Genomic DNA, 15,424 nt, shown 5'->3' with positions numbered 1-15,424 from the left:
ATACAGCATAAGTTAAACCCTTAGAAATAGGTAAAAGGAATTCGAAAAGAGGCTAACTCAAGCTAGTCCTCGATCTTGAAAAGTTTACTGAATCAATCCTTTTCGGGATTTATCCATCAGCACTGTTACTTTAAGAGAGGGAGCGGATACCTTTTCAATTTGTAGCATTAAATAGTAAAAGCATATCATGGACAAAATAGCTCCAACACTTCTGATTCTCCTCTGGACCTATACAGGATTGGATAAACTGATCCAGTTTGAAGCAAGCAGGAAGGCTTTTCATAACCAGACTTTTACTGGTGAACTGGCAGAGGTGTTAGCTTATGTTATTCCGGTCTCTGAGTTGCTACTCGCCCTGCTCCTACTCTTTTCAATCACCAGATGGTGGGGATATCTAGGTAGCATATTGCTGCTAACTGTATTTACTACCTATGTTGGTTTGATCTGGGTGGGAGCTTTTCCCAGGATCCCCTGTAACTGTGCCGGGATTTTGGAAAGCATGGGTTGGGAAGCACATTTCTGGCTCAACTGCTCTCTGATTGTGATCTGCATCCTTGGTCTGAAAATCAAAAAAGCGGAACCAGGAGGCTCCGCTTGAGGCGTTAAGCAACTAACTAGGCAAAGAGCACCAATTCATTACACTAATATAACTAATTTTTACTTAAACAATACAAAACAACTAAATAAACATTAGTTTACTAAACATATATTAAAACAAATGAAAAAAACGGGGCAGGCAAAAGGCAACCCACCCCAAAAAATTGTCTTTAAAAGCAAGAAAACAGCTGCGTCCATCTTCCATGACTGGGAGTGAAGATGCCGGTCAACACTCGGCGCTGCGGGGAGTGGAACCGACTCCCATACCGGGGCAACCCGGACGGTTCACCCGCTGAACGGGAGTTCTTGGGCGGATTCCTCACGAAGGATGAAGCCCTCGGAAGGAACTCCTGATCAGTGGAACTGAGTACAACCATGTTGAATCGGGAGGCAACTCCCAAAACCGACAAGATTATGAAATCAATAAAAACCCTGCTCCCGGCACTGGGATTAGTGCTCGGAGCAACCATGGCCATGGCCATGAATTTTGCACAACCGGATGTTGAAAAATACCGACCAACAGGTGAACCGGATGAGTGGTACGATCTGACCGAGGTAATTCCTGGGCCAACCACATATCAATGTAATGGTTCAACTCAGGTCTGTACCTTCAGTGAACCAGATGTCAACAGCACAGCTGCCTCTATGGGTATCTTCCAAAAAAACGGAGCACTTCCCATTTTGTAATTCTAATCAGTATTCATCTATATCAGGCGCGGATTTTCCGCGCCTGTTTTGCTATCAATAGCCAGGGTTTTGCTCCAAACTATTTAGGTTGATTTCATCCAATGCAATTGGAAATGCATATTTGAAAGATCCAGGCTCCAATACGTAAGAAGTACCCTCGATCTCTCTGGTCAAAACCTTCTTAAATTCCTCTTCTTGATTCAATCTCCTAAGATCAATCCATCTGATATTTCTGAAAACCAGCTGCTTTCTTCTTTCCTGAAGGATAAAGGTCAATAAATCCATTCCGGAAATCCCTTCCACTGGTTCATACATCCCCACTTTATATCTCTTGGAAAGCAACTGATCCATGGTCTCCATAGCCAACTCCTCATTGCCAAGTCTGGCCTGGCATTCCGCTTTGGTCAGGTACAATTCATCCACCGCATAGCCTGCAAAGCGTTCGTAATTTCCGGTATAATCCCCCTTGAAAAGCATCACAGATTCAGGACTTTCATAAAAGAAAAGTGTTTTCCGTAAATCCGTACTATCATAGCTTTCATAAAGTTCCTGATTCACTCCTATTCCCATGGAGGTCCAGAACTGCCTCACACTGATCGAAACACCATAGATATTCTCCGGTCCAAATTCAGCAAATGGGTAAAATGCTTCCGGATCCAGACTGTTGTAATCAATCAATTCATCCCCGATCGCCAAAGCCATTTCTGCCTGTTCCAAACTTTTCTGAAATGCCCCCTGAATCAAATAAATCCGGGAAAGCAAAGCATGGGCTGCCCATTGGGAAGGTTTCTTTCTGCTTTCTACCCGCTCTGGCAAATAGGCCAGCGACTCCAGCAACAAATCAACAGTCTCCCGATAGGATTCTTCCAGAGTACTTCTCTGGGCACTAATCGTGATATCCGAAGAATTCCGCAAAGGTATTCCCAACATAGATTCCGACTTGGCCGGATCATAAGGAGCGGTATAGGCCTGCAACAAAAAATAATAGGCTTGTGCCTTCACAAATAAGGCATAGCCTTTCACTTGATCCAACTCCAAACCGCTCACTCCTGATTTTTCAAGAGATGCCAAGCCTTCCAGCACCAAATTCGCATTATAGACCTGCTTATATAAAGATGCCCATTCTCCGGAAACCTCCTCCAAAAACGGGTCATACTCCCAGGTACAGGTATTCCTTTCCAACTGGATCAACTGGGCAAATCCGGACTCGGTGATTTCGAAATCATCCGTTGCCAAATTCCCCAACGTATGGTCTTGGTTCATACCAAATGACCGGGCATACAGCAAGCCTTCCAGTTCACTCACCGAAGTAGGGATCACTTGGTTTTTGGATGGTTTCTCGTCCAAAAACCCCTCACATCCCAGTAGCATCAGCCCTGAAAGCAGGATCAATCCCAAGTTTCTAATTTGTCCTATGGTTCTGGAAAACATTGCGTTTCTATATAATCCTAAGGGTCTATAAATTCTTATGTCCCCATAAAATCCGATATTTCTATTTTTTATTATCTGTTTCATTTCTCTCACATTGTTTGATTTATTGATTCACCTGATTTTGATGCAGGATAGGGAAAGGATAAGTCCAATTCCCATCCTGTTGAATCCACATAAGTTGATTCCATTTCAAAGCTTCTTCCATTCCATCCACCTAAAAGGATTTCCGGATTCCAACTGAAATGGATCTCGCAGGTACAGAAGACTGATAATCAGGATCCACCACTGATTTGCTCTTCTTCCAGAGAATCCCCAGGTTATTCACATAGGAATAAAACTCTGTATTGTTGATCCATTTATCCCCTGTAGGAATCCTGTAGGACAATCGGATATCCTGAAGTCGGATATGATCCCCCCTATCCACCAAAGCACCTGATTTTAGGTAAAAATTGGATTGTTGCTGATCCCTGCTTTCCGGCATGGCCGGGATATCTGTCTGTAATTCATCCCCTGGCGACTGCCATCTTTTTGCATAGTCAGCATGGCCATACTCCCCTCCCAATAGGGAATAATAGTTAATCCCCGTTCTTCGGATGTAATAGCCAAGTCGGTAGCTAACATTGACGGATAAGTTGAAATCCTTGTATTGCAGGTCATTTCTGAAAGCACCAAACCAGGTAGGTCTTCCCGAACCATGATAAACCAGATCCTCAGGCATCGTCTGTCCCACAATGGCACTGTAATCCATGCTTCCCTGTCCTTCCAGTTTGCCCACCGGAGCCCCAGTCTGGGCATCCAGTCCAGCCCATTCATAACTGTAAACTCCCTGCAGCGGTCTGCCTTCATAAGGGAATCCATTGGAGGCTCCGATCCCATAATTCAGGTAATCGGATGTCAACCCTTTCCCCTCGTATTTAGAAACTTTCTCATTCAGGTGACTGACAAAAAAGATCGTATTCCAAGTAAAGTCTTTCTGGACAATCCCCACATTCACCGAAAGGTCAAAGCCTTTGGTCAGGGTATTGGCATAATTGCCTCTCAGAGAAGAGAAGCCCAACGAACTTGGGAGGGAATAATCCCCGATGATATCCTGGCCGGATTTGCTAAACCATTCAAATGTCCCGGAAACCCGATCCCCAAAGAGATTGAAATCCATGCCTATATTGGTAATCCCGATCCGTTCCCATCGTAACTGGGGATTCCCTGGTAGATCGATTATGGTATAAGGCAGGTAGGTAAAATAATTTCCTGATCCTGAAAAGAGGCGTCCACTTGGGAAGGCCGACACCCGTTTATCAGTATTGCCATTGTACCCATAAGAAACCCGAAGTCTCAGAAAATCAACCCAGCCCATCTTAAAATACTCCTCTTCACTGATGGTATAGCCCAAACCGGCAGACCAAAGCGGCACAAACTTCTGATTGGTATTCACCCCAAATAAATTGGAGGCATCCCGTCTGATGCTTGCAGTCAGGGAATACTTTTGATCCAAGGTATAACCGGCATTCATATAGCCTGAAAGGTACCTGTCTGTCTGTCCCTGAAAAAAATCATGGTAAGGAATATTGGCTGGAAATCGATCAGGAGCCTTTCTCCATTGGGTCAGGTAATCCACGGGCTCCACCAATCCTGTCTCATCATCATAGCCATAATGTCTTCCCCCCTGACTCTCGGAATTAAAATCCCGCACTTCAAAACCCGCAATGGCATTGACCGCATGACGCCCTTGAAAATTCCTGTCAAATCGCAACAAACCCCGATAGGTATGGCTAAAAGAAGTACTAAAGGAGGCATCCAGAATGTCCGCTCTCGGGATCGGAAAACTCATGACTCCCTGATCATCAAACTGGGTATAGGTATTGATCAGGTTTCTGGCATAAAAACTCTCCATAGGAAACAATTGCCTTGCTTCCCCTTTGTTCTTCCAATACTGATAGGATAGTTCCGCTGAAAGCCCCGGAATAATCTGATAGGCAACCCGTGCATTGAGACGCAGATCCTGTGAATTGTTCCTATCAGGAGCCAATCCAATTTCCTCTAGCGGTACATATTGCCAGTTTAAAAACCCATTTTCAGGGGCTGCCAGAATATAGCGGTTGCTCCAGGTAGAATATACCGGCAATGGATTTCCGGATTCGTCCGCCAATTTGGAATAAGGATCCAATCCAGCTGTAGATGGAGATCCGTTTTCATTGTTCTCGAAGCTAAGGTACATTCCGGCCAATACTGAAAGCTTATCGTTCAAAAACTTCCAGTTATTGTTGTTGGACATGGTCAACCGGTTCCGTTGGTTTCCCAATAGTGAGGCAAGATTCTGATCGTATCCCAATCCAAAGCTATGGTTGGAAACCTTCCCTCCTCCAGAGATATTCAGGGAATACTGCTGGTTGACAGCTGGCCTCTGGAGATGCCTGGCAATTTCATTCCTCAGGTCTGTGCTTCGGAACTGCTGCAACTGCTGCTGGGCATCGGCCTCTGAGATCTGCCCGTTGTCCAGTGCATACAAGTTTTCCACTACCGGAGATACCAAGGGGTTTCTGGTGGAATTGTACCTGCTTCGATAGAACCCCTGTTCAAAGAGCATTTCCTCTATATCCACAAAATCAGACACCTCCATTTTCGGATTGACAAATAGATCCGGTTTTTCACTCACAGTCACATTGGCATTGAAGGATACGTTCAACCCCTGACCATAGCCTGCTGATTTGGTGGTGATGACAATTACTCCGTTTCCTGCCCTGGCTCCCCAGATGGAGGCAGCAGCGGCATCCTTCAGCACGGTGATGGACTCCACATCATTGGGATTGATATTTTCGATCTTTCCATCGTAAGGAAAATTATCAATAATGATCAGCGGCTCGCTATCCGCGAAGATGGTGCTGGTACCCCGGATACTGATGCTGTTTTCGTCATTTTTGTCTTTGTTGAAAATCAATCCCGGTGTGATATTATCCAGTCTCTGGAGCACATCGGTCGTCACACTTCTGTTGACAAGCTCCTGATCGACTTGCACAAAGGAACCGGTCACCCGTTCCTTGGGAAGTTGCTGGTATCCTGTGGACACCACTTCCACCGCAGTCAATTCGGTCTCAGAGGGATCCATCTTCACCTCCAGGAATTCTCCCGCTTGCTCTTCTCCATTCCATATCATCTTCACCGGAAGATAGCTGAGGTGAGTGAAAGTCAGCTCCTGTTCCCCTGCCGGCAATACCAGTTCAAATCCCCCCTGATCCGTACTGATCTGGCTGATCCCTGCCGGGATCACCTGGATCAAAATGCCCGGGAGGCTTTCCCCTGATTCCCGATCTGTAATCTTTCCTTTGAGCGTGTATTTGTTCTGAGAATAAATACAAGTGGAATAAAGGAACAGCATCAGAGCCAATGCTATTTTATATGTATAGTGTTGAATATTCATTGCTTTTAATACAGTCATAGCCATTAATCTTTAGATGATACATTGTCATTTCCACCGACAGAAAGTGCAGACTCAATCTGATCACGGATGCTTGCTGCATCCTGACCCAGAAAAAGGATCTCCAGGTTCCTTCCCTTGGGATCCATCATCATCAGCTGTGGAAACATGTGGATGTTATAATGGGATTTCCATCCCTGAGCTTCCGCTCCCATGTAGAGATTGAGCAGTTTGTCAGAGGTATAATTCCCAGAGGAAAGGCCCCTCTTCCAAAGCTCAGCAGTTGGGGAAGCGTTGACAGCAACCAAGGTCACCTGCTCGGAATCCCGGAACTCTTTGGCCAACTCATCAAAAGTCTCTTGGTAAAAATTCTCGCTGGCCCCACAGCCCGTACTCCAGAAATAGAACAGGGTCAACTGATCAGCAAAATCAGCCTTGGAATAAACCTTGCCCTTGCGATCCTCGAACAGAAAATCCTGAATAGGTATGCCGGAAACATATTTAGACCTGTACTCCTCCAATTGGCCTTTCTGGTCAGCAGTCACCATAAAAGGAGCAATCCGCTCCATAAATGAAGATTTGGTTGGGATCTGTTGGAATTTATCCATCAAAAATTTCAGGAGAATATTTGCCATGAGATCCCCCGAATAGGACTCCTGCACCCCTTTGCTAAAAGAAGTATTGGTGATCAAAGCCTTCAGGTATGCCTGCTCATACTGATAGAAAAGCCATCCACTGGAAAAGTCCAACACAGGCGAAAAACTATCGATCTCATACAGATCTTCGAGAAACAACTCTTTCAGTTCCGAAACCAAGAGGCTGTCATGGGAATGCACGGCCCGTCCATACATTTCATTCCTGAATTTGCCCAGCAGGGCAGCCCGGTAATTCCCGATCAGATCCGCCAAGAGGATTTCATAGGCCTCAGGGGATATCCTGTCCCGATAGGACTCCAGCACCTTCCATTCGGGCAGTTTGGCAACTGGAACGTTCCATTGCTCCATCCACTCTTCCAATTCCTCCTTACCATACTCCACCAGTTCCAAGGAGCTACCGAAACTGTTCTTGGCAGTGAGGTACCGATCCCGGTAATTATCTCTGGACAAAAACTTCTCTGCATCATCTGTTATCATCTGGGAAGGCCGGGAGAACCTTCGTTGATCTCCTGCAAGGGCCATCTGGTACTGGCATTCAAAAAGAGCTGCATCAGGACCTGCAAAGCTGATCCGGTGTGCCACATCCTGAATCCGCACCTTGATGGAATCACCAGGAAACAGCAGGTAGTTTTCCAAAATCCCCTCCTCGCCCATCTTCAGACTGAAATAACCCGGCTCCTGATAATCATAGGACTCAAACAAAAACATCTGATCCGACACCGGATTGACCCCTTCCAGAAAACTTCCCTTTCGACCGACCAAAAAATGCTCCTTTTGCCTGAAATTGGGATGCAACCGGGAAACCTGAAAAGGCACCGTCTCAAAAGTCAGCGTATCCAATTCTCCCTTCTTTGCCAGCTCCATATAGATCAACACTGCATTATTGGCAGGAGAGCCAAGACTCCCCTGCCCTAGAGAAATAGAGTTATCAACTAATGCTTCGGCTCCGCTCAGCATGACAGTATTAGAATGACCAGCTACATGATTGTGGCTGACTACTGCTGGAGCATGCCCCCCATCTATATCCTGCGCTGTAACCGAGTAGAAAGTATCGGAACGGGTCTCCCCGCTCCGATGGAACCCTGCTAAGGCAGGAATTCCGGGGTTATCAACCAACTCAATCCCCGGTGGTGAACAAGCAACTTGACTACTTACTTCATTTATACTACTTAATAGTATTGAAAGGATTAAAAAGGTTTTAACGAACCATTTTTGGTTTAGAAAATTAGAGATACACAAGCCTTCGGCTTGCGGGATAAAGTCGCTTCGCTTCTGAGATATGTCAGCTTGTGGCTGACGAAATACAGCTCCTTTGTCCCTGAGATAATTCTTCAAGTGACGTGAGATAGATCGACTTCGTCGATGAAATAAACCGCCTATGGCGGTGAGATAGAGAGATCTAGTACTGTTAATACAGAAGAAATCTATCCACTTTTTGGATTTGCTCCTATTGGGAAAAGGACATAGCAATCCCAGGAAGCATATTTGTAGTTTTTTTAACATGCTTGAAATGTGTTTTATGCTGGGCCCGCCATGGCGGACAGGTGTCCGATGACCGATGTTGGAAAACCGTAGTGTGTCAGGCTGAGCGGAGTCGAAGCCTATTCACGTTACGTTCGATTACCAATATCCCGTGGATTCACCGTCATTGCGAGGCGAGGTACGAGCCGTGGCAGTCTCGAAGAAAGTCAGAAAGCTAAAGTCAGAAGTCTGAAAGCCTTCAAAATCTACTTATAGGTCATTTCCATGCCTTCGGCAGGCAGGCGAAAACGAGGAACGAGGAGGAGAAATCTCTCACCAAACAATGAGATTTCTCAGTCATTCTTCCTTCGAAATGACGTCTCCGAACAAGACATACTCCTCCCCTGCCTACGGCAGGCAGGCACCTTGGTCTATCCGACCAACCAGCATTAATGAATAAATAAGAAATGTATCAGCGCTACCGGCTAAAAAAGCTTGCTGATGTGAGTGTGTAGTAACTGTACTTCTGGGAGCTGCGCAATCTCCGGATATGTTCCTTCCTGGACTAGGAAGAAAGCAAGTACAGCCTTAAAAATGCCTTAATCCTCAAATCGGATTCTTAGGCTTTAGAGGATAGAGGCGATCTACCGCGGTGATGCCGAGTTCCTCTGGTAATAGGTTACAATAAATAGGTAGGGAGCAATTTGGCCCAAGGTAAAATGCAGTCCTTTCCTTAATACAGAAATTCCTTCCCGGGGAGCTTGGTAATCCAGAAAAAATCAAAGTCTGTTCCATGATACTTGGGTTATTACTATAGTCCAAGTTGAGACCAAACCAAAAAAAGAGGCGTGGACTCAAACAAGCTGTCTTAGAGGTACTGGTATACCTGAGGAACAAGCAAGTAAGTAGCCCACGCCAAAGGCGTGAGCATCCTCACTTATTTATCCCGTTCCTCAATTGAAATTACCAGTTTCCTAAGACGAGACTCACAAGTGCAAATGCGTTCAATATGAAAGTTTGCAGATTAAAGATTTCTCTAATCGCAACTAAGTTAATCAAAACTTATAAAAGGACAAATATGTCCTAATAAAAATTTAATTATTTAATGACTATTGTTATGTGGGAAGAAAGCCAAATTACAAAAACCAAGCCTTCATCGATAGAGTAAGCGCAAAAATATTAGAGATAGCCGATGATCAGGAAATTACCCAAGAGAAAATTGCTGAGCTTTTTCAGGCTGATGATAATCGCCAAATTGGAAGAGTATTAAGGGGTGAGACAAATTTTGGAATCAGTGAATTAGAAAGATTTGCCAAAATTTTAAAAGTTCATCCAAAAGCGTTCTTGGATTTCGATTGGGATTAAATAATTCTATTTAAATGAAAATTCTAAAAATTATTGTAAAAATTGTTGGAATATTATGGATGGTGATATTTTCACTTACAACGATTTTTATCTTTAGTACTCAACCCTTTGATTTTTCAACAACTTACGGAATTGGCTATTTTTCAGGGATGCTTATCTTTTTTATATTATTAATTGGAGTGGGATATTTACTTTTCCGTTGGGGAGGGAAGAAATCAGTAGCATAGGCTTATTTTCGTATATGGGCGACGAAGCATTCTTCAAAATCCTAGGAGGATTTATTTCTGTATTTGGAGTTCTATTTCTTATTCTAAAAATTTTGAATCTTTTAAAAGGTAAGGAGAAAAAGAACAGATCAAATCATCTTATATAAGAGATTTGACCTTAGCTATAAGTTTAATCTTTTGGAGGCTACTTTTAGTAGGGTATTTTTAACCTTATCCCCGCCTTCTTCCTGATATCGAATATATTTCCAGAACTACTTCGGTCACAAGATAATTATATCCAGACAGGCAACAGTTTGCATTCAGACAACTATCAAGGATCTATTTTTTTGAGCATACTGAAAATTGTCTCGGACTTCAGCCTTCACTTCTCCGCTCAGCCTGCTGGCAATAGATGGGTTTTACTTTTAGATATACTTTTTTCTTTCTTAAAAATGATTTTCCATTGCTTGATTTTATCTAATGGAACTTGTCTATTATCTTGTTGAGAAGTATATCATAGAGCAAAATTCAATTCACCTAGCAAGCATGGATTCAGGCATTTTTTGTATTTCATTAGACTTCGAACTTCTCTGGGGAATTTTTGATAAAGTAGGAACAAAATACCATCCCAATTATTTTAAATACACCAGGCAAATCGTCCCAGATATGCTGGATGTTTTTGCCAAGAATCAAGTAGAGACAACATGGGCTACAGTGGGGATGCTATTTGCAGAAAATGAAGAGGAATGGGAACAGTACTCTCCAATTCATAAACCCTCTTACCGTGAACCTAAGCTTTCAGCTTATGAATTTGTAAAAAAGACTGGACTAAAACCTGAAGTTCATTTTGCCCCAGAACTTATCCGGCAGATCATAGATACACCTGGTCAAGAACTGGGCTCGCATACTTTTGCTCATTATTATACTCTGATGCGTGGTCAAAGCCCTGATCAGTTTCGTCAGGACCTTCAGGCCACTCAGAAAATATCCCAAGAGAAATTTGGAATTACCTTAAAATCCCTTGTCTTCCCAAGAAACCATATCAACGAACTTTACCTCCCTATCTGTTTAGAAGAAGGCTATACACAAGCCAGAAGTAATCCGAAAAGTTGGTTTTGGCAGGAAACCCAACATGAGGATTTAAGTAAAAAATGGTTTAGATCTGCCGACTGTTTTATGCCAGTCGGTAAAACAACTTCCTTCACAAAAGATGAGATGAGGGTTTATCCTAATGAACCCTTATTGATTCCTGCATCTAGAATATTTAGGCCTATTTCAAAAAATAACAAGGTTTTCAATTCCGTCAGATTATCGAGAATAAAATCTGAAATGAGCTATGCAGCCGAAAACAAAGAGTTTTATCATCTCTGGTGGCATCCCCATAATTTTGCAAATGACCCTATTCAATCCATGATCGAATTGCAGGAATTAATGGTTCATTTCCAGTTTTTAAAATCTGAATATGGAATGGAGAGTAAGAATATGGAGGGAATTGGGAAGATGGTAAGGAATGTGGAGTTGAAAGTTTGAAGGTGGGAAGTGGAAAAAAAGTCAGAAAGCAGAAAGGACGGGAGAAAGAAGACCATAGACGGAAGTGAGAGGTATTTAGAAATTTATAATGAAGAATTAGACATTGGGAATTTAATAGACCCTGTAGGGGGCATAGCTTAATACCTGCCTGCCGATAGGCAGGGCCCAGGCTTTCAAGCCTGGGTTTAAAGGATCGTTATTTGATCAGCGCTGGCCCTATATCGTTATTCTGGGAAAGAACTTAACGCCAGCAAGATGTAAATGAACAGTAAATACACCAGCTACTGGACAGGCAGGTCAATTTGAAACTTCCAAGTAATCTAAATCCTAGCCCTGTAGGGGCGGCAGCTTAATAGCCCAGGGTTTCAACCCTGGGTAAAATGATATCGTATTTTCGCCAGCGCTGGCCCTAGATCGTTATTCTGGGACAGAACGTAACGCCAGCAAGATGTAAATGAACAGTAAATACACCAGCTTCTGGAGAGGCAGGTCAATTTGAATCTTCCAAGTAATCTAAATCCTAGCCCTGTAGGGGCGGCAGCTTAATAGCCCAAGGTTTCAACCCTGGGTAAAATGATATCGTATTTTCCCCAGCGCTGGCCCTGGATCGATATTCTGGGAAAGAACTTAACGCCAGCAAGATGTAGATGAACAGTAACTAGTCCAGCTTCTGGAGAAGCAGGACAACGAGATTTTTCATCCAAATCACAAAAAATCCCCCTGCCCCCTTGTCAAGGGGGAATTGGCGAAGGATGATTAATTATCTTTAGATCAAGTCATTATTGATCTTAGATTTAAACTGGATTTCTAATTTGGAAATTGACTATTGAGATTTTATTACGAGGTAAAAAAAATGGACTGAAACCAGCCTATTCTTTTACATCCCTAAAATAAATCCTCTCCTTCTCTTCAAATTTGAATTTGGAATGATGATTTTTGGGCTTCAAAAGATCATTTCTCAAAACAGCAGAGAATTGCATAAAAAAATCAAAGTACTACACCTTATTAAAAGTCTTGGGAGAGGCGGCGCGGAAAAACTGATTCCTGAAACAGCCTTGGTGCATGATCAGGAAAAATTCAATTTTCATTGCCTCTATTTTTACCATCAAGAAAACAATATCGTAGACGAACTTGAACTTGCTGGTATCAAGGTACATTTAATACCCTCTGGTAATCTTGGGTTATTTTTTCAAGTAAAGAGGGTACGTGATTTTATCCTTGAAAATGATTTTGATATTATCCATGCCCATTTGCCCTGGGCTGGAATTATGGCTAGATCTGTTGGGAACACTTTAAATATTCCTATAGTCTACACAGAACATAACACTTGGGAGAGATACAATAAACTTTCTTATTGGGGAAATAGAATAAGCTTTAAAAAACAGGATGTAGCGATTGCTGTTTCCAATGAAGTAGCCTTATCGATGCGATTAAACTCTATCTGGGATCCCTATCAAAGAGGGGGAAGAATGAGGCTGAAAGTAATTCAGAATGGGGTGAATACGGAGGCTTTTAGTAGACGGAAGACCCGCCACGGCGGTCAGGCAGAAGACCTGCCACAGCAGGCAGGCGGAAGACGGGAGCAACTTTGTATTCCGAAAGAAGCACCTGTAATAGGTATAGTGGCGGTTTTCAGAGATCAGAAGCGACTTTGGCTATGGGTAGAGGTTGCTTTGAGTATTTTGGAAACTTGTCCAGAAACACATTTATTATTGGTGGGAGATGGAGAGTGGAGAGGAAGAATAGAAGCTCAAATCAAAAAATCAGGAAAAGAGTCTCATTTTCATTTAGTGGGGGTTCAAAAAGATGTCATCCCCTACTTATCCATAATGGATATTTATTTGAGTACTTCGGAATTTGAAGGATTACCTATTGCTATGCTTGAAGCCATGTCTTGTGAGGTTCCAGTTGTCGCCACCAGAGCAGGAGGCATTGGAGAAGTGATACAACATGGAGTGCAGGGATATTTATCTGAGATAGAAGAATGGGAGAAGCTTTCAGATTATTCTATAGAACTAATCCAAAACCCAATGATTCATCAAAAAATGAGTCAAGCTGCAAGAGAAAGAGTTAAAGAGGGATTTAGTATGAATCGGATGGTGAGAGAGCTGGAGGGGGTGTATAAAGAGGTGTTGGAAAGGTTGTAATTGTTGTAATATTAGTAGCTAAACAATGGCGTAGCCAAACAACGCGAAGCTTACAATAGCGTAACGCAATAACGCGAAGCATACAACGCCGAAAGCATATTACAGCGTAGCGAACAACGCCGAAGGCATATCTCAGCGTAGCGTACAACAAAGAAAAATAAACTTTTAAACTATCATTATAGAAAGCACTTTTTAGCCATGAGTAATTCCTACTTAGATTTAGAAATCTATAAAATCTCTTTTGACTTATTTATCAAGGCTCATCAACTGAGTATGGAATTGCCAAAATATGAACTATACGAATTAGGAAGCCAACTAAGAAGAGCATGTGATTCTATCAATTCCAATATTGTGGAAGGATATGGACACCGGAAGTATAAAAATGAATTTATCAGATTCTTGATTTTCTCCCATTCTAGCAATTTAGAAACTATTAATCACCTTAAAAAGATTCAGATTCTATATCCGAAAATAACATCTACTGCGAGTTTGCTTGAGGAATATGTAATACTGGGAATCAAAATCTCCAATTTCATTACTTACGTTGAAAAGAACTGGAGGAGTTAGCTGAGCTGCTTTTCTGAAAGTTGGGAATGTTGTTGTGGTTGTAGTTGTTGTAGTTGTTGTAGTTGTTCTAATTTTAGTTGATAAGCAACGGCGAACCCATACAACAGCGCAGCATACAACGCCGAAGGCATCATCATTTCCCAACCAACTCTGCCTCTTCAATACGTCTTCTCTCCTCCTCTACGATTCTATTAAATATTTCTCCTCTTTTTTTGATGCGATTGGTTTTTTGCCAGTCCATAAATGCCACCACCACAAAGAGCATAAAATACATGATCTGGGATTTTTGTCGGATGATAATTCCCAGATTCGACATCACAAAAGTCATGGAGATAGAGATGGAAATAAAGACAACTGCAGACATCTTGACCATGGCAGGTGCTATCTTGATATAAGTAATAAAATCCTTTCTTACGATTTTACTAAACATATAGATATACAAAGCATTTTCAAAGGAAATCGCAATTCCCAACGCATTAGGGGAATCCACGAAAAGCGGCCTAAACCAAAATGTAAATAACTTCATGGGCAAAGAATAAGACCCCATATCTACAGCAGAGCCTGCAGACTGCAACCTTTGCATGTTCAAAGCAGATTCTTCTTCGAATGAATCAATTAAATTATTTGGGTCATATCCTAAATAAGTAATTAAATCCTCATATACATATATACTCATTCCGATCGCAAAAAATACGACCAAATACTTTTGATAAACAGGCACCTTTTCTTTACCCAAAACAAAACCCACTCCCATCCCAATTAGAATAGCAAAGAGTATATGGGGACGAATCATATAAGTTAGAAAGCTCCCAAAAGCAATATGAAAAGGTCGTTTAGCCGGCCAAGAAAGACCATAAACCAAAAATCCAATCCCTGCAAAAATTACCGCTCCCTTTCCTAACGAAGCAGTCCAAAAGTGCATATTCGGCAAGAACATAAAAATGGTTATAGCATCCCAACCTTCAAATTTGGGGTTAAAGCGTAGGTTTTCTTTAAAAAAAAGGTAGAAATAGACGAAGCCCCAAAAACCCAACCAAGTGGTTAGGAACATCATCATATCGTAATTAAACCCAAACCATCTAACAAATGGAAAGGCAAACCACTCAACAAAATCAGTCCCTTCTGCGAATGCATCGAACCAGTTTTTCCAATATCTATCAGTTCGATTAAAATAATTAACAGAATCCGAACGATTAAATTGTGCATAAGTCCAATAGACTAAACCAAAGAACATATGGTACCAGAACATCTGGTTTAGCAAACCTGCCTTGACCCATTTATGATCTCTCTGAAGATTACCTAGAATAGGTTGGCTTAGACCAAAAAGTAATAAAACCAGAATTACCGCACCTAACATTTCTTAAA

Annotated in this window: 11 protein-coding genes; 7 read left to right on the top strand and 4 right to left on the bottom strand. The window is 42.3% G+C overall.

Annotation, left to right across the window (positions count from 1 at the left end; genetic code table 11):
- Nucleotides 1–187: 187 nt before the first annotated feature.
- Both FHS59_RS17125 and FHS59_RS17120 read left to right on the top strand, forming a co-directional pair.
- Nucleotides 188–598 carry a MauE/DoxX family redox-associated membrane protein gene (locus tag FHS59_RS17125; protein WP_184496591.1) on the top strand — a complete coding sequence of 137 codons (411 nt, stop codon included), beginning with the start codon at nucleotides 188–190 and terminating at the stop codon, nucleotides 596–598.
- Between the two features lie 413 nt (nucleotides 599–1,011).
- Nucleotides 1,012–1,284: a DUF6520 family protein gene (locus FHS59_RS17120; RefSeq protein WP_184496590.1), complete on the top strand. Its 273-nt coding sequence runs from the start codon at nucleotides 1,012–1,014 to the stop codon at nucleotides 1,282–1,284.
- 54 nt (nucleotides 1,285–1,338) lie between these two features.
- Here FHS59_RS17120 and FHS59_RS17115 read toward each other — a convergent pair whose 3' ends face one another.
- The 3 genes from FHS59_RS17115 to FHS59_RS17105 form a co-directional block, all read right to left on the bottom strand.
- Nucleotides 1,339–2,799, bottom strand: a complete 1,461-nt coding sequence (locus tag FHS59_RS17115; RefSeq protein ID WP_184496589.1) for a RagB/SusD family nutrient uptake outer membrane protein — start codon at nucleotides 2,797–2,799, stop codon at nucleotides 1,339–1,341.
- Nucleotides 2,800–2,929: 130 nt separating this feature from the next.
- Entirely contained in the window at nucleotides 2,930–6,148 is a 3,219-nt protein-coding gene (locus tag FHS59_RS17110) for a SusC/RagA family TonB-linked outer membrane protein (RefSeq protein ID WP_184496588.1), read from the bottom strand.
- Between the two features lie 5 nt (nucleotides 6,149–6,153).
- Nucleotides 6,154–8,118 (bottom strand): TlpA family protein disulfide reductase, encoded by a 1,965-nt coding sequence (locus FHS59_RS17105; RefSeq protein WP_184496587.1) that lies wholly within the window; start codon nucleotides 8,116–8,118, stop codon nucleotides 6,154–6,156.
- A 1,245-nt stretch (nucleotides 8,119–9,363) separates the two neighbouring features.
- Here FHS59_RS17105 and FHS59_RS17100 point away from each other — a divergent pair.
- The 5 genes from FHS59_RS17100 (at nucleotide 9,364) to FHS59_RS23180 (ending at nucleotide 14,059) form a co-directional block, all read left to right on the top strand.
- Entirely contained in the window at nucleotides 9,364–9,609 is a 246-nt protein-coding gene (locus tag FHS59_RS17100; protein ID WP_184496586.1) for a helix-turn-helix transcriptional regulator, read from the top strand.
- A 14-nt stretch (nucleotides 9,610–9,623) separates the two neighbouring features.
- The gene (locus FHS59_RS17095; protein ID WP_184496585.1) at nucleotides 9,624–9,836 is read left to right on the top strand and encodes a hypothetical protein; all 213 of its coding nucleotides are present in this window, start codon (nucleotides 9,624–9,626) and stop codon (nucleotides 9,834–9,836) included.
- A gap of 525 nt (nucleotides 9,837–10,361) precedes the next feature.
- Nucleotides 10,362–11,345, top strand: coding sequence for a polysaccharide deacetylase family protein (locus FHS59_RS17090; protein ID WP_184496584.1), 984 nt, complete (start codon nucleotides 10,362–10,364; stop codon nucleotides 11,343–11,345).
- Nucleotides 11,346–12,271: 926 nt separating this feature from the next.
- Nucleotides 12,272–13,492, top strand: coding sequence for a glycosyltransferase (locus tag FHS59_RS17085; RefSeq protein WP_246388501.1), 1,221 nt, complete (start codon nucleotides 12,272–12,274; stop codon nucleotides 13,490–13,492).
- Nucleotides 13,493–13,690: 198 nt separating this feature from the next.
- On the top strand, nucleotides 13,691–14,059 hold the full coding sequence (locus FHS59_RS23180) for a four helix bundle protein (protein ID WP_221444529.1): 369 nt from the start codon (nucleotides 13,691–13,693) through the stop codon (nucleotides 14,057–14,059).
- 133 nt (nucleotides 14,060–14,192) lie between these two features.
- Here FHS59_RS23180 and FHS59_RS17080 read toward each other — a convergent pair whose 3' ends face one another.
- Nucleotides 14,193–15,416, bottom strand: a complete 1,224-nt coding sequence (locus FHS59_RS17080; protein ID WP_184496583.1) for a hypothetical protein — start codon at nucleotides 15,414–15,416, stop codon at nucleotides 14,193–14,195.
- Nucleotides 15,417–15,424: the final 8 nt, after the last annotated feature.

Origin of the sequence: Algoriphagus iocasae (assembly GCF_014206875.1) — a bacterium.
In the GTDB taxonomy this organism is placed as follows: domain Bacteria; phylum Bacteroidota; class Bacteroidia; order Cytophagales; family Cyclobacteriaceae; genus Algoriphagus; species Algoriphagus iocasae.
This window is presented reverse-complemented; position numbering and strand designations above follow the sequence as displayed.